This is a genomic window from Nonomuraea ceibae (assembly GCF_019396325.1).
In the GTDB taxonomy this organism is placed as follows: domain Bacteria; phylum Actinomycetota; class Actinomycetes; order Streptosporangiales; family Streptosporangiaceae; genus Nonomuraea; species Nonomuraea ceibae.
On the sequence record NZ_JAHKRO010000003.1, the window covers coordinates 146340 to 162932 of the forward strand.

General features: G+C 72.7%; 19 protein-coding genes. 10 read left to right on the forward strand and 9 right to left on the reverse strand.

Translation table 11 applies throughout. The features are described from left to right. The first annotated feature begins 68 nt into the window (after window positions 1–68). A complete protein-coding gene (locus KME80_RS03645) occupies window positions 69–656 on the forward strand; it encodes a hypothetical protein (protein WP_219500227.1) in 588 nt (195 codons plus the stop codon). Here the strand turns inward: KME80_RS03645 and KME80_RS03650 are convergent. Further along, on the reverse strand, window positions 628–996 hold the full coding sequence (locus KME80_RS03650) for a MerR family transcriptional regulator (protein ID WP_219500229.1): 369 nt from the start codon (window positions 994–996) through the stop codon (window positions 628–630). The genes KME80_RS03645 and KME80_RS03650 overlap by 29 nt on opposite strands. Before the next feature lie 79 nt (window positions 997–1075). Between KME80_RS03650 and KME80_RS03655 the strand changes: the two genes are divergently transcribed. The 3 genes from KME80_RS03655 (at window position 1076) to KME80_RS03665 (ending at window position 3514) form a co-directional block, all read left to right on the forward strand. Then, the gene (locus tag KME80_RS03655) at window positions 1076–1741 is read left to right on the forward strand and encodes an SDR family NAD(P)-dependent oxidoreductase (RefSeq protein WP_246643900.1); all 666 of its coding nucleotides are present in this window, start codon (window positions 1076–1078) and stop codon (window positions 1739–1741) included. A 148-nt stretch (window positions 1742–1889) separates the two neighbouring features. Beyond that, entirely contained in the window at window positions 1890–3092 is a 1203-nt protein-coding gene (locus tag KME80_RS03660; RefSeq protein WP_308125602.1) for a glycerophosphodiester phosphodiesterase, read from the forward strand. Between the two features lie 62 nt (window positions 3093–3154). Beyond that, window positions 3155–3514 (forward strand): DUF1801 domain-containing protein, encoded by a 360-nt coding sequence (locus KME80_RS03665; RefSeq protein WP_219500232.1) that lies wholly within the window; start codon window positions 3155–3157, stop codon window positions 3512–3514. A gap of 78 nt (window positions 3515–3592) precedes the next feature. Here KME80_RS03665 and KME80_RS03670 read toward each other — a convergent pair whose 3' ends face one another. The 3 genes from KME80_RS03670 to cuyB are packed head-to-tail and all read right to left on the reverse strand — an operon-like array spanning window position 3593 to window position 5982. Beyond that, the gene (locus KME80_RS03670; protein ID WP_219500234.1) at window positions 3593–3961 is read right to left on the reverse strand and encodes a MerR family transcriptional regulator; all 369 of its coding nucleotides are present in this window, start codon (window positions 3959–3961) and stop codon (window positions 3593–3595) included. Between the two features lie 36 nt (window positions 3962–3997). Further along, a complete protein-coding gene (locus KME80_RS03675) occupies window positions 3998–5203 on the reverse strand; it encodes an MFS transporter (protein ID WP_219500236.1) in 1206 nt (401 codons plus the stop codon). 35 nt (window positions 5204–5238) lie between these two features. Continuing rightward, window positions 5239–5982, reverse strand: a complete 744-nt coding sequence (gene cuyB / locus KME80_RS03680; protein WP_219500238.1) for a cysteate racemase — start codon at window positions 5980–5982, stop codon at window positions 5239–5241. Window positions 5983–6091: 109 nt separating this feature from the next. On the opposite strand from cuyB, the gene KME80_RS03685 reads away from it, so the two are divergent. Further along, window positions 6092–7120 carry an AsnC family transcriptional regulator gene (locus KME80_RS03685; protein WP_219500240.1) on the forward strand — a complete coding sequence of 343 codons (1029 nt, stop codon included), beginning with the start codon at window positions 6092–6094 and terminating at the stop codon, window positions 7118–7120. Window positions 7121–7132: 12 nt separating this feature from the next. On the opposite strand, the gene KME80_RS03690 is transcribed toward KME80_RS03685, so the two are convergent. Next, window positions 7133–8308 carry an amidase gene (locus KME80_RS03690; RefSeq protein ID WP_219500242.1) on the reverse strand — a complete coding sequence of 392 codons (1176 nt, stop codon included), beginning with the start codon at window positions 8306–8308 and terminating at the stop codon, window positions 7133–7135. A 39-nt stretch (window positions 8309–8347) separates the two neighbouring features. Next, window positions 8348–9223, reverse strand: coding sequence for a LysR family transcriptional regulator (locus tag KME80_RS03695; RefSeq protein WP_219500244.1), 876 nt, complete (start codon window positions 9221–9223; stop codon window positions 8348–8350). A gap of 112 nt (window positions 9224–9335) precedes the next feature. Between KME80_RS03695 and KME80_RS03700 the strand changes: the two genes are divergently transcribed. The 4 genes from KME80_RS03700 to KME80_RS03715 are packed head-to-tail and all read left to right on the forward strand — an operon-like array spanning window position 9336 to window position 13581. Beyond that, window positions 9336–10904 carry an amidohydrolase gene (locus KME80_RS03700; protein ID WP_219500246.1) on the forward strand — a complete coding sequence of 523 codons (1569 nt, stop codon included), beginning with the start codon at window positions 9336–9338 and terminating at the stop codon, window positions 10902–10904. Window positions 10905–10920: 16 nt separating this feature from the next. Next, window positions 10921–11874, forward strand: coding sequence for an ABC transporter substrate-binding protein (locus tag KME80_RS03705; RefSeq protein WP_219500248.1), 954 nt, complete (start codon window positions 10921–10923; stop codon window positions 11872–11874). A 1-nt stretch (window position 11875) separates the two neighbouring features. Then, entirely contained in the window at window positions 11876–12784 is a 909-nt protein-coding gene (locus KME80_RS03710; RefSeq protein WP_308125603.1) for an amino acid ABC transporter permease, read from the forward strand. Between the two features lie 29 nt (window positions 12785–12813). Beyond that, on the forward strand, window positions 12814–13581 hold the full coding sequence (locus KME80_RS03715; protein ID WP_219500383.1) for an amino acid ABC transporter ATP-binding protein: 768 nt from the start codon (window positions 12814–12816) through the stop codon (window positions 13579–13581). Window positions 13582–13588: 7 nt separating this feature from the next. Here the strand turns inward: KME80_RS03715 and KME80_RS03720 are convergent, their stop codons facing one another. Further along, complete coding sequence (locus KME80_RS03720) at window positions 13589–14623, reverse strand: iron-containing alcohol dehydrogenase family protein (protein WP_219500385.1); 1035 nt, start codon at window positions 14621–14623, stop codon at window positions 13589–13591. A 173-nt stretch (window positions 14624–14796) separates the two neighbouring features. On the opposite strand from KME80_RS03720, the gene KME80_RS03725 reads away from it, so the two are divergent. Then, on the forward strand, window positions 14797–15069 hold the full coding sequence (locus KME80_RS03725; protein WP_219500250.1) for a hypothetical protein: 273 nt from the start codon (window positions 14797–14799) through the stop codon (window positions 15067–15069). Here KME80_RS03725 and KME80_RS03730 read toward each other — a convergent pair. Then, window positions 15023–15904, reverse strand: coding sequence for an alpha/beta fold hydrolase (locus KME80_RS03730; RefSeq protein WP_219500252.1), 882 nt, complete (start codon window positions 15902–15904; stop codon window positions 15023–15025). The two genes, KME80_RS03725 and KME80_RS03730, sit on opposite strands and share 47 nt — an antisense overlap. Continuing rightward, the gene (locus KME80_RS03735) at window positions 15901–16575 is read right to left on the reverse strand and encodes a TetR/AcrR family transcriptional regulator (protein ID WP_219500254.1); all 675 of its coding nucleotides are present in this window, start codon (window positions 16573–16575) and stop codon (window positions 15901–15903) included. Before KME80_RS03735 ends, KME80_RS03730 begins: the two co-directional genes overlap by 4 nt. Window positions 16576–16593 lie beyond the last annotated feature (18 nt).

The following is a 16593-nucleotide window of genomic DNA, read 5'->3' on the forward strand; positions in this document are numbered from 1 at the left end:
GGGCTGAGCCGATCTCGACGTGCTGGAATTACTGGATCGCGGTTCCCACCGGTGATCAGGCCGGGGTCATGGCGATCCTGGGGTTGTCGTCGCCTCGGCCGGTCACGTTCGCCGAGGCGCGTGCGGGGATCGACGCCGATGGGCATGGCGAGCCGGGGGACCGTGAGCACCTTTCGCGGGTGTTCGTCTCTCCCGAGGTGGACGGCTGGACCCTGGTGATGGGGGCCTGGTGCGATCCTTGCGGTGAGCGGCATGCGGAGGTGCTGCGGTCGTGCCAGGAGCTCAGTGACCGGTACGGAGCGGCGCAGGCTTACTACTTCGGCGCGCAGGACGACGGGTCGGCCTGGCTGGTGGCGGAGAACGGCCAGGTGATCCGCCGGTACGCGGCAACGGGCGAGCCGGACGACGCCTCGCTCACCCTCGGCACTCCGCTGCCCTGCGAACGGGTGAAGCTGCTGGAGCTCGGGCTGCCGGCCGACGGTGATCTGCGGGCGGCGAGCGCCGAGCAGGTCGAGGAGTGGACGGTGGCGGCCTTCGAGCTGGCTCCCGAGGTGGCCGCCGCCTTCGGCGTCACGCCGTTCACGCTGAGCGGCGACACGAAGGTGCGGGGGACCGGCCTGCTCGCGGTCACGCCCGACGGCGCTGGGCCGTGTTGAGGAGGGCGTCCAGGAGGTCCTGGGAGGTCTGGAGTGCGGCGATCGCGTCGGCGATGCGGGTGCGTTCGTGGTGCAGGGCCTCGATGAAGGCCGGGCAGTCGGCCGGCACGGGCAGGCCGGTGTCCGTGTCGTGGACGCAGTGCAGGACACGGCCGATGACCGCGGTGGGGAGCCCGGCGGCGAGCATGGCGCGGATGTGGCGCACGGTCGCGATGTCCGCCTCGCTGTACTCGCGGTAGCCGTTGACCAGCCGGGCCGGGCTGAGGAGGCCCTGCTCCTCGTAGTAGCGAAGCAGCCGCCGGTGCACCCCGGTCCGGTGGGCGAGATCGCCGATGCGCATCCGGCTCCTTCCGCTTGACCTTCACATCGATGTGACGCCTTACCGTCCCCAATTATCACTGGTCACGAAAAAGGGGGAGATGTCGGTGTCGAGTGCGGTGATCATCGGGGCGGGGCCGGGGATCGGGCAGGCGGTGGCTCGCCGGTTCGCCAGGGAGGGGATGTCGATCGCGCTGGTCGCGCGGAGCGGGCGGACGTTGCGCGCGGTGGGGGAGGCGGTCGCCGCCGAGGGGGTTCCGGTCCTGCGGCTGGAGGCGGACAGCACCGACGAGGCCGCGCTGCGCGCCGCGCTCGACGAGGCGGTCAGGGCGCATGGCGTGCCGGACGTCGTCGTGTACAACGCCGCGATCATCCGGGCCGACCGGCCGGGCGAGCTGTCGGTGCGCGGGCACATGGAGGCGTGGGCGGTGAACGTGGTCGGCGCGCTCAACGCCGCCGCCCGGCTCGCACCCGCGATGGCGGCGCGCGGCCACGGGACGTTCCTCGTCACCGGCGGCATGCCCGAGCCCAAGCCGCAGTACGTGAGCCTCTCGCTGGGCAAGGCGGGCGTGCGGACGCTGGTCACGCTGCTCGACCAGGAGTACGGGCCCGCCGGGGTGCACGTGGCGAGCGTGACCGTGGCGGGTCCGGTCGCCCCGGGCACCGACTTCGACCCGGACGACATCGCCGAGCACTACTGGCGGCTGCACACGCAGCCACGCCCCGAGTGGGAGCGGGAAGCCCTGCACGCCGGCGGCCCCCGGTGACCGGCTCGGCGGAGGCACAGGCTCGTTGCCATGCCGGTCACCGGAAATTTCGCCATTGTTGTCCCATTGGGGGATTTCGGTCCGTACCATAATCCGCGCGGTGATCACCGGTGAGAGTCTCCGGTGCAGCTGCCGCAGGGAGCTTCACGTGCGCAAGATCGCAGCCACCACCCTCGCCGTCCTCACCCCCCTCGCCGGAGCCGCAGCCGTGGCCGGTGCCGGAGGAGCCGCCGCCGCGACCCCGGCCCCCGCCCCGACCGCGGCCGTGGCGGCGGGGAAGCCGGACCGGTCCCAGGTCGTCGTCATCGGCCACCGCGGCGCGGCGGGCCACCGCCCCGAGCACACGCAGGGCAGCTACGAGCTCGCCGTCGCCCTGGGCGCCGACTGGATCGAGCCCGACCTGGTGCCGACGAAGGACCACGTGCTGGTGGCCAGGCACGAGAACGAGATCTCCGGCACCACCGACGTGTCCCTGCGCCCCGAGTTCGCCGCGCGCAGGACCACCAAGGTCATCGACGGACGGAACGTGACCGGCTGGTTCACGGAGGACTTCACCCTGGCCGAGCTGAAGACGCTGCGCGCGGTCGAGCGGCTGCCGTCGATCCGCCAGCGCAACACCGTCTACAACGGCTACTACCAGGTGCTCACCTTCCAGGAGGTGATCGACCTGGCCGAGCGGATGTCGCGCCAGTACGGCAAGCGGGTCGGCGTGTTCCCCGAGACCAAGCACCCGACGTACTTCAGGTCCATCGGGTTGCCGCTGGAGGAGCCGCTGATCGAGACGGTCAAGCGCAACGGGCTCAACCGGCCGAACAGCCCCGTGGTGGTGCAGTCGTTCGAGCCGTCGAGCCTGAAGCGGGTGGCCAAGGACCTGCGCGTGCCGCTGTGGCAGGCGCTCGGCACCAGCGGCCAGCCGTACGACCTGAAGGCGGCCGGGGACCCGACGACGTACGCCGACATGATGAAGCCCGAGGGACTGGCGAAGATCGCCGAGTACGCGCAGTGGATCGGGCCGGACAAGTCCTCCGCCATCCCCGTCAACCCGGACGGAAGCTGGGGCAAGCCGACGACGCTGGTGTCCGACGCGCACCGGGCGGGGCTGAAGATCGGCGTCTACACCTTCCGCAGCGAGAACCAGTACCTGCCGGGGCCGCTGCGCCGGGGCCAGGTCCCGACGGACCACGGTGACGCGCTCGCCGAGTACCGCGCCCACCTGGACCTGGGCGTGGACGCCTTCGTCACCGACTACCCGGACACCGCCGCGCTGGCCAAGGCCGAGCGGGGCGGGCCGCACAAGCACGTGCAGCCGAAGCAGTTCGACAACGGCCTGCCCGAGGAGGGCCAGGAGTAGGGACGCCGGTCGAGCACGATGGAAGAAGCTGACGGGACCGCAGCCGGTGTTAGCTTTGCGAAATGTCCAACTCCGCGAAGGTTGACGACTTCCTCGACAAGCTCGACCACCCGCTGAAGGAAGAGATGGCCGCCGTCAGGGCCATCATCAGCGCGCATCCGGAAATCGAGGAAGACGTGAAATGGGGCGGCCCCAGCTTCAGCTACAAGGAGGAGCTGGCCACGTTCAACCCCAGGCTCAAGGACTGCGTCGCGGTCATCTTCCACCAGGGCGCCCTGCTGACGGACGACACCGGCCTGCTGGAGCCGGGCCCCAAGGGCAAGGCCTACGCCAAGCTGCGCAGCATGGACGAGGTCACGGCCGCCAAGGCGACGCTGGAGAAGCTGGTGAACGACTGGATCGCGCTGATGGACGCCAAATAGCGCGCAGAACAGAGGTTCCCGATCCCTGGACGGCGTCGTGGAGTCGCAGGAGGAATGGCAGGGCCCCTGGACGTTCAATCACGCGCTGAGGCCGGGGCCGGACCGCAGCGCCCGGAGCTCGGCCTGGAGGCGGGAGCGCAGGTCGGCGAGGGTGTCCATGCGTTCCTCGACGGTCCGCAGGCGCTGCTCGTACAGCTTGACGGCCGCGTCGCACGGGGGCTCGCCCGCCAGGTCTACGGTCAGGCAGCCGCTGATCTGCCGGATGTCGTCCGAGGTGAGCCCGGCGGCCAGCAGCGTGCGGATGTTGCGCACCAGGGTCTCGGCGGACGGGTCGTACTCGCGGTAGCCGTTGCCGCCCCGGACGGCGGTGAGCAGGCCCTGCTGCTCGTAGTAGCGCAGGGCGCGGGTGGTCGTCCCGGTCCGGCGGGCCAGCTCTCCGATGCGCACGGTTGCTCCCACGGTCGTCGGCCTTCCCTGTGCAGGCTAGCGGCGGCAGGCCAGCGCGAACATGGCCAGGCCGAGCAGCGTGAACCCGGAACCGGCCAGCAGCACCCCCGCCGCGCCTCCGGCGGCCAGCGCCAGCCCGCCGGCCGAGCCTGCGACGGCGATGCCGGCGTACATGGCGCTGGTGTTCAGCGCCAGGGCCTCCGTGCCGGAGGGGCCGGCGATGCGCAGCAGCCGCGCCTGGCTGGGGGCGTTGAACGCCCAGCCGCCGATCTGCCAGCAGGCCAGCACCAGGGCGAGCAGCAGCGCCGGCGTCCGGCCGGGCCACAGCCACGCCAGCGCGGTCAGCGTCAGTGTGCCCGCGCTCTGCACCGCGAGAGCCAGGAAGATCGTGCGCTCGGGGCCCAGCCGGTCGGCGCCCCGGCCGCCGAGCCACGCCCCGGCCATCCCCGCGACGCCGATCACCGCGATGAGCAGCGCGAGCCCGTACGTGGTCACCCCGGACAGAGCTTGCGCGATGGGGTCGATGTAGACGAACGTCATCAGGCCGCCGGCTGCGCCGGGCACCATGGCGGCGAGCGAGACGAGCACGGGACGGCTCGCCAGCGGGGCCAGCCGCCGCCCGAGTGTGAGGGGCGGCGCCTTGTCCAGGGCGGGCATGAACAGCCCCAGGCCGGCGGCCGTCACCAGCGCCAGGGCCGCGACGAACAGCATGGTCGAGCGCCAGCCGGACAGGCCGCCCAGCCAGGTGCCGAGCGGGACGCCCGCGAGCAGCGACAGGGTCAGCCCGGTCGCCACGGTCCCCATGAACCGGCCCGCCCGCCCAGGCGGGGCCAGGACGGCGGCGGTCGCGAACGCGGCCGGGGTGATCATGGAGGCGGTGACCGCGGCCAGGACCCGGCAGACCATCAGGGCGGTGTACGTGGGAGCGAGCGCGGCCAGGGCATTCAGCGCGGCGAAGACCGGCATCCCGCAGATCATGACGGCCCGGCGGGGCAGCCGCGCGGTCGCCACGGCGGCCAGGGGCGCGGCGGCGGCGTAGGCCAGGGAGAACGCCGTGACGAGCTGGCCGGCCGCCGATTCGGTCACCCGGAGGTCGGCGGCGATCTCGCCGAGCACGCCGGCGATGACGAAGTCGTCGGTGCCGATGACGAACGTCAGCAGCGCCAGGCAGAGCAGCCACGCGGGGGAGCGGCCGTGTCCCGTGGTGGACCGGAGGCGGGCTGCTGGGGTGGGAGCAGTCATGCCGGGACGCTAGAACGTTGACCCCGGCGTCAAGGTCAAGCCCGCTGGGGGAACCGGTCCGGGAGACCCAGGGAGACGGCGGCGACGCGGCGGGCCAGGAGGCGGGCCGGATCCAGGACGGGGACGGGCACCCGGCGGCTGTCCAGGGCGAGGACGATCTCGGTGCAGGCCGCGACCACCCGTTCGGCGCCGCGATCGGCGAGTGCGCGGGCGACCTCGGCCAGGGCGTGCCGGTGCGCCGGGGTGACGGCGCCGGCCTTGACCGCGGCGATCGCCGCCGACACGCGCTCCTGCTCGTCGCCTGACGGTTCGAGAGGTGCGACGCCCCGGCCGCGCAGCGCGTGCGCGTACAGGCCGGAGTGCAGGGTGCCGCTGGTGGCGAGCAGCCCGGCGGCGGTGACGCCGTCGGCGGCGAGGGCGTCGGCGGTGACCTCGACGATGCTGACGAGCTCGAGGCCGGCCTCGTCGGCGAGGCGGGGGACGAAGGCGTGCGCGGTGTTGCACGGCACGGCCAGCACCTCGCACCCGGCGCGGCTGAGCGCCTGGATGCCCTGCCGGAGCTGCGGGGTCGGGTCCTCGCCGAGGCCGAGCAGGCTCAGCGAGCGGTCGGGGACGCGCGGGTCGCCCCAGATGACGACCGGCACGTGGCTCTGGTCGCCGTGGGCGGGGGTCTCCTCGACGAGCTTGCCGTAGAAGTCGGCGGTGGCGGCGGGGCCCATGCCGCCCAGGACGCCGACCAGGCGCGGCGGACGGGCCGGCCGGTGGTGCGACCGGGTCACGGGATGCGTCCTCTCCTTCGCGGCCGGTGGGACAGCCGCGGGCAACAGGATCGCCGGATAAGGTGACTTTTCGCGAAAAATGCTGCAATCGGTCATCCAGGGAGGCTCGGTGCAGGAATCCGGCAGACTGCTGTCCGAGGCCGAGCTGGAGCTCATCGACGCCCTCCAGATCAACCCCCGGGCGAGCTGGGTGGACATCGGCCAGGCCACCGGCTCGGACCCGGCCACGGCGGCGCGGCGCTGGCAGCGGCTGACCGGCTCGGGCGAGGCGTGGACCACCGTCGCGCTCGGCAAACGGCAGATGCACGAGATGAGCATGGCGTTCCTGGAGATCGACTGCGCGGCGGGCGCGGCCGTCGAGGTCGCGGCGACGCTGGCCGAGGCCAGGCACCTGATCACCGTGCAGCACGTCGCCGCCGGGCACGACCTGTTCGTGATCGCCGCGGCGGCCTCGATGCCGGCGCTGGCCGACTACCTGCTCACCGACCTGCCCCGGGTGCCCGGCGTCGCCAAGGTGCGCACCCACCTGGCGACGCGCGTGTTCGAGGCGTCGTGCCGCTGGCGGCTGCGGGTGCTGCCGCAGGGCGCGGCGGCCGGGCTGGCCAGGCGGAGCGGGCCGCCCGAGTCCACCCGGCGGATGGACGGGATCGACCGGCAGCTCTTCCACGCCCTGCTGGCCGACGGCCGGGCCGGCTACGCCGAGCTGGCCGCGACCGTCGGCACCTCCGAGCGGACCGTGCAGCGCAGGCTCTCCAGACTCGTCGCCACCGAGGACATCGACTTCCGCTGCGACCTGGCCCGCTCGCACGCCGGCTGGCACTCCTCCGCCGTGCTGTGGCTGCGCCTGCCCGACCGCCTCCTGGAGGAGACCGGCACGGCGCTGCTCGGCTGGCCGGAGACCCGCACCTGCGCCGCCCTGGCCGGGACCAGCAACATGCTGCTCACCGTCGGCCTGCACGCCGTCACCGACCTGCACCCGCTGGTGATGCGCCTGGAGCGGAAGTTCCCGTACGTGACCGTCGCCGACCGGCAGGTCGTGCTGCGCCAGACCAAGCTGTACGGCAGGCTGCTCGACCCGGCGGGACGCTGTACCGGGGTCGTGCCCGTCGATCCGTGGAGCCTGGCGCCGCACCCGTGACGGGTGGGGCGGTCAGCGGGGCGGCGGGATCAGCTCGCCCAGCGACTCCCAGGCCAGCCCGGCACGCAGCACCGCCTCCTCGGACCAGGCGACCAACTGCAGGTCGCCGATCGCCAGCGCGGGCAGCCCGAGCGCGGACACCACAGCGGTGATCCGGCCGGCCTCGCCCCGGACGGCGGCCTCGTCGCAGCCCGCCCGGGGCGCGGGGCCGCCGAGCGTGGGCATGATCAGCAGGTCCAGCCCGGTCGTCCGGTCGGCGAACCCGGCCCGCGCGGCGCCCAGCGCCTCGACGGCCGCCGCGTAACGGTCGCGGCCGATCCGGCCGGCGTCGTCGAGCTTGCGGCGCACGCCGTCGCTGTAGTGACCGGCGTTCCTCGGGTAGGTGGCCTCGTGCGTGCGCCGCGCCTGCGCGCCGACGATCGTCCAGTAGGGCGCGAGGATGTCGTACGGCAGCGCGACCTCGCGGAGTCCGGCGCCGAGCCCGGCGAAGGCGGCGGCCTGCGCGCAGCCCTCGGCGACGCCGACCGTCCACCCGGCCAGGGAGGAGAGCGGGGCGACGGGGGCGCCGGACAGCACCTCCCACACCCGGGCGAGGTCGGCGACCGAGGTGGCCATCGGGCCGACCACGTCGAACATCGGCGCCAGCGGCGCGACGCCCGCGCCCGGCACCGCGCCCGCGCGGGGCCGCAGCCCGACCACGCCGCAGCAGGCCGCCGGCATCCGCACCGAGCCGCCGGTGTCGGTGCCCAGGCCGAACCTGGCGATGCCGGCCGCCAGCGCCGCCGCGGTGCCGCCGCTGGAGCCGCCGGGGGACAGGTGCGGGTGGCGCGGGTTGCGCACGTCGCCCCAGTGCGGGTTCTCGCTGGTCACACCCCAGGCGAACTCGTGCTGGTTGGCCTTGCCCACCAGCAGCGCACCGGCCGACTCCAGCACCTCGACGCACGGCGCGGTCGTCAGCGCCTCCTCGGCGCCGTACAGGATCGAGCCCCTGGTGGTGGGGAGGCCGGCCACGTCGATCATGTCCTTGGCCACGAACGTCCAGCCGTCGAGCGGCCCGCCGGGCGGCCGGGCGGGGAGCGTGGCCAGCCTGTCGATCACGGGGGCCGGGCCGGCCTCGATGAGGATGTTGTGGTCACCGTGCCGTCTGATGGCCTCGGCCGAAGTGGCGATCGCCGCCGCGCGTTCCATGGATCTCCTGTCGAAGGTGCTGTGCGGAATTGATAGCGCTCAGACCTCCAGGGCGTCCAGGAGCGCCCGCAGCCTGGCGGTCTCGCGGTCCGGCCTGACCAGGGCGAAGATGCTGCGGCTGGTGTTCAGCCAGGGCACGTCGGCGACGACGACGCCGGGGCCGTGCCGGGCCAGCGCCAGGTCGGCGACGAACGCCGCGCCCACCCCGGCCTCGATCAGCGACAGCGTGATCTTGAAGTCGTCGGAGTGGCAGGCCACCCGGGGGTGCAGGTCCCAGCGGGAGAACACGCCGTCGAAGAACGAGGCGTCGCTGCTGCCCGGGTGGTGCACGATCCACGGCAGGTCGACGAGCTGCTCGGCCCGGTACGGCGACAGGTCGGGCCAGCTCGCGGGCAGCACCAGCCGGTAGCGGTCCTCGGCGATCCACCGCCTGCTCAGCGCCGACGGCCACGACAGCCCCGAGTTGCCCACCTGGTAGACGATCGCCGCGTCCATCTCGCCGCCCGCGCCCAGGTGCGGGATGAGCTGCGACGGCTCGGCGACCGAGATCCGCACCCCGGCCAGGTCCGCCTGCTCCAGCTGCCCCAGCACCTCGGCCAGCCGGTCGGCGAAGCTCGGGAACACGCCGAGCCGGATCTGCCGCTCGCTGCCCCGGTGCACGGCCTGGACGGAGGCGATCATGCGCTCGATGTCGACCAGGACCGTCTCGGCGTGCCTGGCCAGCACCTCCGCCGCGTCGGTCGGCAGCACGCTGTGCGCCGAGCGCTCGAACAGCCGCACGCCGATCTTCTTCTCCAGCGCGGCCATCTGCTGGGAGACGGCCGAGGAGGTGTAGCCGAGCCGATTCGCCGCCGCGGCGAAGGAGCCCAACTGGATGACCTCACGCAGAGTGCGAAGGTGTTCCGGCTTCAGCATTAGCGTTCCTTGCTCTCAGGGTTGCTAAATGCCGTGTTTATAGCGCTTCCGCGTTCTTTTAGCTACTCCTACAGTGATGCTCACCGTCACTCCAGCACCCTTGAGAGTCACTTTGAGCATCCGTGTGTACCGCAACGCCGCCATCCACACCGGGGCGGACGGCCGCCCGCCGGCCCAGGCCATGGCCGTGGACGGCGAGCACCTCGTGGCCGTCGGCACCGAGGCCGAGGTCCGCGAGGCCGCGGGCCACGGCGCCGAACTCGTCGACCTGGACGGCGCCGCCGTCCTGCCCGGCCTCTACGACGCCCACATCCACACCGCCCAGTACGCCCACAGCCTCGACGCCATCGACCTGCGCGACGTCCGCTCCCTGGCCGACGCGCTCACCCTGATCGGCGCGCACGTCGCCAGGTTGCGCCCCGGCGCCTGGCTGTTCGGCGGCCGGTGGAACAGCAACACCTGGAACCCCCCGGCCCAGCCCGACCGGTACGCGCTCGACTCCGTCAGCGGCGACCTGCCGATCGCGCTGCCGAACATCGACGGCCATACCGTGTGGGCCAACTCCGCCGCCCTGCGCCTGGCCGGCATCGACGCCACCACCCCCGACCCCGTCGGCGGCGAGATCGTCAGGGACGCGAACGGCGAGCCCACCGGCATCCTGCGCGAGTCCGCCTCCTACCCGCTGCGCGCCCTCATGGTCTCCGACGACCTGAGCGACAAGCTGCGCCGCGCCCAGGACGAACTGCTCTCCCTCGGCCTCACCAGCGTGCACGACATCGACGGCGAGGACTGCCGCGACGCCTACCTGCGGCTGCGCGACGCCGGCCAGCTCAAGATCCGCGTGCACAAGGCGATCCCGACCGTCCACCTGGAAGCGGCCATCGCCGAAGGACGCCGCACCGGCCAGGGCGACGACTGGATCCGCACCGGGCCGGTCAAGATCTTCAGCGACGGCGCGCTCGGCTCGCACACCTGCCACATGAGCGAGGCGTTCGCCGGCGACTCGGACAACGTCGGCATCGCGGTCACCCCGTACGACGACCTCGTCAAGCTGTTCAGGACCGCGGCGGACGCCGGCGTCGCGATCGCCACGCACGCCATCGGCGACCAGGCCAACCACCTCGTGCTGGACGCCTACGAGGCCATCGGCCGCACCCCCGGGCTGCGCCACCGCATCGAGCACGCCCAGCACCTGCGCCCGGCCGACCTGACCAGGATGGCCAGGCTCGGCGTCGTCGCCTCCATGCAGCCCGTCCACTGCACCAGCGACATCGACCTCGTCGACTCGCTGCTCGCCGGCCACGACCTGGCCTCCTACGCCTGGCGCGGCATGCTGAACGCCGGCGTCGCGCTGGCCTTCGGCTCCGACGCCCCCGTCGAGCACCCCGATCCGTTCGCCGCGCTGTACGCCGCGGTGACCCGTACCCGCCAGGACGGCACCCCCGTCGGCGGATGGCAGCCGGAACAGCGGCTGAGCATGGCCGAAGCGATCACCGCGCACACCCTCGGCGCGGCCTACGCGGCAGGCGAGCAGGACCGCAAGGGCCTCCTCGTCCCCGGCATGCTCGCCGACTTCATCGCGGTGGACACCGACCCCTACCAGGAGTCGCCAGACGCGGTGCTGCGCACCAAGGTCATGACCACCGTTGTCGGCGGCGAAGTCCGCTGGCAGCGAGCCTGAAGGAGAGCCACCCCCCGTGAACACCCGTATCCCCACCCTGCTCGTCAGCGGCGCCCTGCTGGCCGCCAGCGCCGCCTGCGGCGCCCAGTCCCTCGACGCCGCCGCCGGTGGCGACGCGGAGCCCGCGGCGGAGGTGGTCCTCGACCAGGCCCCCGCCGAGGAGAAGGCGGCTGGCGTCATCAACGCCATCACCCCGGACAAGGAGCTCGCGGCCAAGGTCCCCGCGGACGTCAAGGCCGAGGGGCTGAAGGTCGTCTCCTCCATCGGCTACCCGCCCATGGAGCTGTGGGCGAGCGACGGCAAGACGGCCATCGGCTTCGACCCCGCGCTGGCCAGGGCCATCGCCAGGAAGCTCGGCGTCAAGTACACGCTCACGGACGAGGAGTTCAACTCCCAGATCCCCGGCGTGCTCACCGGCCGCTACGACTTCGTGATCTCCTCCATGACCGACAACGCCGAACGCCAGGCGAAGATCACCTTCGTCGACTACGTGAAGGCCGGCTCCGGCCTGCTCGTCAAGAAGGGCAACCCGGCCGGCGTCAGCACCCCCGCCGACCTGTGCGGCAAGACCGTCTCCGTCGTCGACAACGGCTCGTCCCTGGAGCTCGCCGAGAAGTACGACGCCGACTGCAAGTCCGGCGGCAAGCAGGCGCTGAACATCCTCAAGTTCCCCGGCGACACCGAGGCCATGCTCCAGGTCATCAACGGCCGCGCCCAGGCGACCATCACCGACTACGTCGTGGCCGCCTACAAGGCCGCCGACCCCAAGGTCGAGGTCGAAGCCATCGCGCTCGAAGGCACCGAAAGCCCGTGGGGAATCGGGATGAAGCCCGACAACACCGCCCTCATCGAATCGGTCAAGGGCGCGCTCGACTCCCTGATCAAGAGCGGCGAGTACGGCAAGATCCTCGCCGCCTGGAACCTCGACAAGCTCGCCGTCGAGTCGGCCGTCGTCAACGGCGGGAAGTAGCGTGCGCACCGAACCGATCGCCGGCCCGTCGGGGGCCATGATCCCCGTCGCCCGCACCCGCCACTGGGGCCGCGTCCTGTCCGCCGTGGCCGCCCTGGCGATCTTCGGCTGGCTGCTCTTCCTCATCGTCGTCAACCCGCGCCTCGACTGGAGCGCGGTGGCCACGTACCTGTTCAACGAGCGGATCCTGGCCGGCGTCTGGGTCACCGTCGAACTGTCCGTCCTGGCCACGATCCTCGGCCTGGTGCTCGGCGTGGTCATCGCGATCATGCGGCTGGCGCACAACCCGGTGCTGAGCCGGCTGGCGACGCTCTACATCTGGTTCTTCCGCGGCACGCCCGTGCTGGTCCAGCTCATCTTCTGGTACAACCTGGCCTTCCTGTTCCCGGCCCTCATCATCAAGATCCCGTTCACCTCGATCGGCCTCATGTGGGACACCAACCAGGTGATGACCGGGTTCACCGCCGCCATGCTGGGACTCGGGCTCAACCTGGCCGCCTACTTCGCCGAAACCGTGCGCGCCGGCATCCAGGCCGTCGACACCGGCCAGAGCGAGGCCGCCTACGCGCTCGGCATGACCCCGGCCAAGCGCATGCGGGTGATCGTGCTGCCCCAGGCGCTGCGCATCATCATCCCGCCGACGGGCAACGAGTTCATCTCCATGCTGAAGACCACCTCACTCGTGTACGTCGTCGCCGGGCACGACCTGATGACCAACGCGAGCCAGATCTACAAGACCAACAACATGATCATGGAGCTGCTCATCGTGGCCAGCCTCTGGTACCTGCTCCTGACCACCGTCGCCACCTTCCTGCAAGGCCGGCTGGAACGCCGCTTCGGCTCCGACGCCGTCCGGCTCGTCCGGCGCGGCGGCGTCGCCGCCAAGGTCCTGCCCAAGGTGCCCGCGTGAGCCCCGTCGTGCGCGCCACGGGCGTGCGCATGAGCTACGGCGACGTCCAGGTGCTCAACGGCGTCGACTTCGAGGTCGCCGCCGGCGAGGTCAGCTGCGTCATCGGCCCGTCCGGCTCCGGCAAGTCCACGTTCCTGCGCTGCCTCAACGGCCTCGAACCGGTGCTCGGCGGCAGCCTGCGCGTGCTCGGCGAGGAGGTCGGCCACACCCTCCGCGACGGCCGCTACCACCCCTGGTCGCCCAAGGAGTACGCGGCCTTCCGCAAGAACATCGGCATGGTGTTCCAGCGCTTCAACCTGTTCGCCCACCACAGCGCGCAGGAGAACGTCGCCTGCGGGCCCGTCCACGTCCTCGGCACCCCCAAGGACCAGGCCGGCAAGCTGGCGCTCGAACTCCTCGACCGGGTCGGCCTCGCCGACCACGCGCACAAACGGCCGCACCAGCTCTCCGGCGGCCAGCAGCAGCGGGTCGCCATCGCCAGGGCGCTCGCCATGAACCCCGCCCTGATGCTCTTCGACGAGCCCACCTCGGCGCTGGACCCCGAACTGGTCGACGAGGTCCTGGAGGTCATGCGCGACCTGGCCGCCGACGGGATGACCATGGTCGTCGTCACCCACGAGATCGCCTTCGCCCGCGAGGTCGGCGACCGGCTCACCTTCTTCGCCGACGGCGTCGTCGTCGAGCAGGGCCGCCCCGCCGAGCTCCTGGCCAACCCGGCCCACGAACGGACCAGGGCGTTCCTGTCCAGCGTCCGCGGCCCCGGCGCCCCGGAAGCGGCCCTCCGATCGGACGCCTGAGGAGTGGTCAGGCCGTGAACGTCTTGACGTAGGCGCTCACGCGGTCGGTGAGCTGGGGCTCGGAGAGGTCGAGGTGCTCGAGGATGGTGTAGCGGCCCGGACGGGTGCGCGGCGCGTACGCCACGGCCTTGGCGAAGTCGGCGTCCGACAGGCCGAGGTCGGCGGGCGTGCGCGGGAGGCCGTGGCGGCGCAGGCACGCGGAGATGAGCTCGGCCTTGGCGTCGTCGCCGCGCAGGAACGTGCAGAACAGCGCGCCCACTCCGGCGAGCTCGCCGTGGCTGGCCGTGCCGGGGAAGAGCTCGTTGACGGCGTGCATGATCTCGTGATCGCCGCCGCTGGCCGGGCGGCTGGACCCGGCCACGGCCATCGACATGCCCGACATGATCAGCGACTCGGCCAGCACGGTGAGGAACTCGTCGCCGCGCGCCGGGCCCGGCTGGTGCAGCACCACCAGAGCCGCCGACCTGGCCATCGCCACCGCCAGGCCGTCGATCTGCTCGCCTGCCTCGGCCGCGGCCAGCTCCCAGTCGGCCACCGCCGACAGGTCGCTGATCACGTCGCCGATCCCGGCCGTGGACAGCGCGGCCGGGGCGGACCGGACGCGGTCGAGGTCCACCAGGACGGCCGTCGGCATGACGACCCCGTAGGAGCCGGTGCCCGATTCGTGGCGCAGCGTGCTGACGGGTGAGGCGATGCCGTCGTGGCCCAGGCTCGTGGTCACCGCGACCATCGGGATGCCCGCCATGTGCGCGGCGAACTTGGCCACGTCGATCGTCTTGCCGCCGCCGATGCCCGCGATCGCCTCGAACTGGCCGGAGCGCAGCCGCTGCCCGAGCTCGACGGCCGAGGCCAGGCTGCCGTCGGGGATGCGGAGCACCTCGGCGCCGTCGATGCGCAGCTCGTCGCGGATGGCGTCGCCCTGGCTTGGGCCGACGGCGACGGCCACCCGGCCGCTGCGGGCGATCTGCAGATCGGACAGCAGCGTGCCCAGACCGGCGACCGCGCCGGCCCGTACGTCGATGAACAGGGGTGCGGCGAGCATGCGGGCCAGCAGGGGCATGGGTGTCCTTGTCGTCGGTGGCCAGGTGTCCGGCCGATCATAGGCCGGAGGTCCCGCCCCGCTGCACCGGACGAAAGGACGATTCCGCCCGGTCATGCGGTGGGCGTGGTCGGCGGGTGGCATTCTGGGAGGCGGCCGTCGTAAGGAGACCAGTGATGACGCAGCCCGCGTTCCGCCGCACCCCGCTCACCACGGACGAAAGGGCCCGGAGTGAGGCGGGCTTCGTGCCGCTGGTCGTCGAGCACCTCACCACCCACGGGCGGTTCCGGGTGAGCGCCGACACGCCCGAGATGGTGGAGCTGTTCCAGGCGGTCGCGCGGCAGGCGGGCGAGAGGCTGGGGCGGCCCGTGGTCAGCTACGCCAACGGCCGCTACATCGTGATCACTTTCGCCGACGAACCGGCTGAACTTCGTCCAGCAGGCCCATGACCAGGGCGTTGACCTCGTCGGGCCGGTCCAGCGGGGCCAGGTGGCCCGCGCCGGGCACGACGGCGTAGCGGCCGCCGGGGGCGAGCGAGGCGGCGCGGCGGACGACGGCCTCGTTCACGGCGGTGTCGTGCTCGCCGTGCACCCACAGCGACGGCACCGCGAGCCGGTGCAGGTGCGGCAGGTGGTTCAGCCGCATGCGGCGCGGCCCGTACGCGGTGATCTGCCAGTCGTCCAGGGCGGCCTCGCCGTGCGCGGCGCGGGCGCGCGCCTCGGCCTCGGTCATCGCCATCACCTCCGCGAAGTCGCGCGTACGCTCCCCTTCGGTGAGCGCGTCGACCATGGAACGCCGCAGGTAGGCGGAGGAGGCCAGCCACTTCATGGTCCAGCGCAGCGCGGGCCGGGAGCGCAGCGCGAGCCAGGTGACGAACTGCCAGGGGCGCACGTCGTCCAGCCCGCCCGGGTTGACCGCGACGAGCGCGCTGACCCGTTCGGGGCGGGTGAGCGCGTAGCCGGTCGCGAGGCCGCCGCCCATCGACAGGCCGACGAACGGGGCCCGGGCGACGCCGAGCCGGTCGAGCATGTCGTCGAGCACGCCTTCCAGCCGCTGCTGGTCCAGGGTGCCGGTCCAGGGGCGTGAGCCGCCGTGCCGGGGCAGGTCGGGGGCGATCACGTGCCGGGTGCCCGCCAGGGCGGGGATCAGGTGACGCCAGATGAGCGGGGCGACGTCCAGCATCGCGCCGTGCAGCAGGACCACGGGCGGGGCGGCCGGGTCTCCGCTCCGGTGCACGCTGAGCGGGCCGCCGTCGAGTCGCAGCACGGTGGTGGAGGTGGTCATGGTGCTCCCATCTGGGCGTCGAGCCGGTCGAGCAGGGTGTCGTGCGCCCGGCGCACCGCCGCCGCGTCGGCCCCGGCCGGGTCGAGCTCCCAGCCGGCGCTGATCAGCGCACTCATCTCGCGTACGGCCCGCGCGAGCCGCTCGCGGGGCAGGTCGCCCAGCACGGGGGCGGCGTTGATCAGGCCGACGGAGAAGACGGACATCACCAGCGAGGCCGCGTCGGGGTCGACGTCGCCGCGCAGCAGCCCGGCCTCGCGCAGGTCGCTCGCGTAGCCGGTCAGCCAGTCGAGGCGCGGCCCGTACCGTTCGGGGCCCTTGTCGCGTACGTAGTCGCCGAGGACGGCCGTGTCGGCCAGGTAGAAGGCGAGCATGAGCTCGTCGGCCAGCAGCGCGTCCATGCTGATGCCGTACAGCTGGGACAGCGTGACGGGGCCGTCGTGACGCTCGACGCGCCCGCGCACGGCGGCGGCCAGCTCCCGCATGGAGCGCGCCAGCACGGCGTCGAGCAGCGCCTCCTTGGAGGGGAAGTCGAGGTAGACGGCGCCCTTGCCGATGCCGGCGCGCCGGGCGATGTCGGCGATGGTGGCGCGCGGGTAGCCCTTCTCCAGGATCACGGCGCGGGCGTGGTCGAGGATCACCGCGGCGCGGTCGGGGATCGTGGGGCGTGGCATGCGGCCTCCCGGGATCGA

What these genes read in the sequence shown, in the direction of transcription:
- KME80_RS03645 (WP_219500227.1), top strand. Translation starts at nt 69, where the DNA reads ATGGCGATCCTGGGGTTGTCGTCGCCTCGGCCGGTCACGTTCGCCGAG.
- KME80_RS03650 (WP_219500229.1), bottom strand. Translation starts at nt 996, where the DNA reads ATGCGCATCGGCGATCTCGCCCACCGGACCGGGGTGCACCGGCGGCTG.
- KME80_RS03655 (WP_246643900.1), top strand. Translation starts at nt 1,076, where the DNA reads ATGTCGGTGTCGAGTGCGGTGATCATCGGGGCGGGGCCGGGGATCGGG.
- KME80_RS03665 (WP_219500232.1), top strand. Translation starts at nt 3,155, where the DNA reads ATGTCCAACTCCGCGAAGGTTGACGACTTCCTCGACAAGCTCGACCAC.
- KME80_RS03675 (WP_219500236.1), bottom strand. Translation starts at nt 5,203, where the DNA reads ATGACTGCTCCCACCCCAGCAGCCCGCCTCCGGTCCACCACGGGACAC.
- KME80_RS03690 (WP_219500242.1), bottom strand. Translation starts at nt 8,308, where the DNA reads ATGGAACGCGCGGCGGCGATCGCCACTTCGGCCGAGGCCATCAGACGG.
- KME80_RS03695 (WP_219500244.1), bottom strand. Translation starts at nt 9,223, where the DNA reads ATGCTGAAGCCGGAACACCTTCGCACTCTGCGTGAGGTCATCCAGTTG.
- KME80_RS03715 (WP_219500383.1), top strand. Translation starts at nt 12,814, where the DNA reads ATGAGCTACGGCGACGTCCAGGTGCTCAACGGCGTCGACTTCGAGGTC.
- KME80_RS03720 (WP_219500385.1), bottom strand. Translation starts at nt 14,623, where the DNA reads ATGCTCGCCGCACCCCTGTTCATCGACGTACGGGCCGGCGCGGTCGCC.
- KME80_RS03725 (WP_219500250.1), top strand. Translation starts at nt 14,797, where the DNA reads ATGACGCAGCCCGCGTTCCGCCGCACCCCGCTCACCACGGACGAAAGG.
- KME80_RS03730 (WP_219500252.1), bottom strand. Translation starts at nt 15,904, where the DNA reads ATGACCACCTCCACCACCGTGCTGCGACTCGACGGCGGCCCGCTCAGC.
- KME80_RS03735 (WP_219500254.1), bottom strand. Translation starts at nt 16,575, where the DNA reads ATGCCACGCCCCACGATCCCCGACCGCGCCGCGGTGATCCTCGACCAC.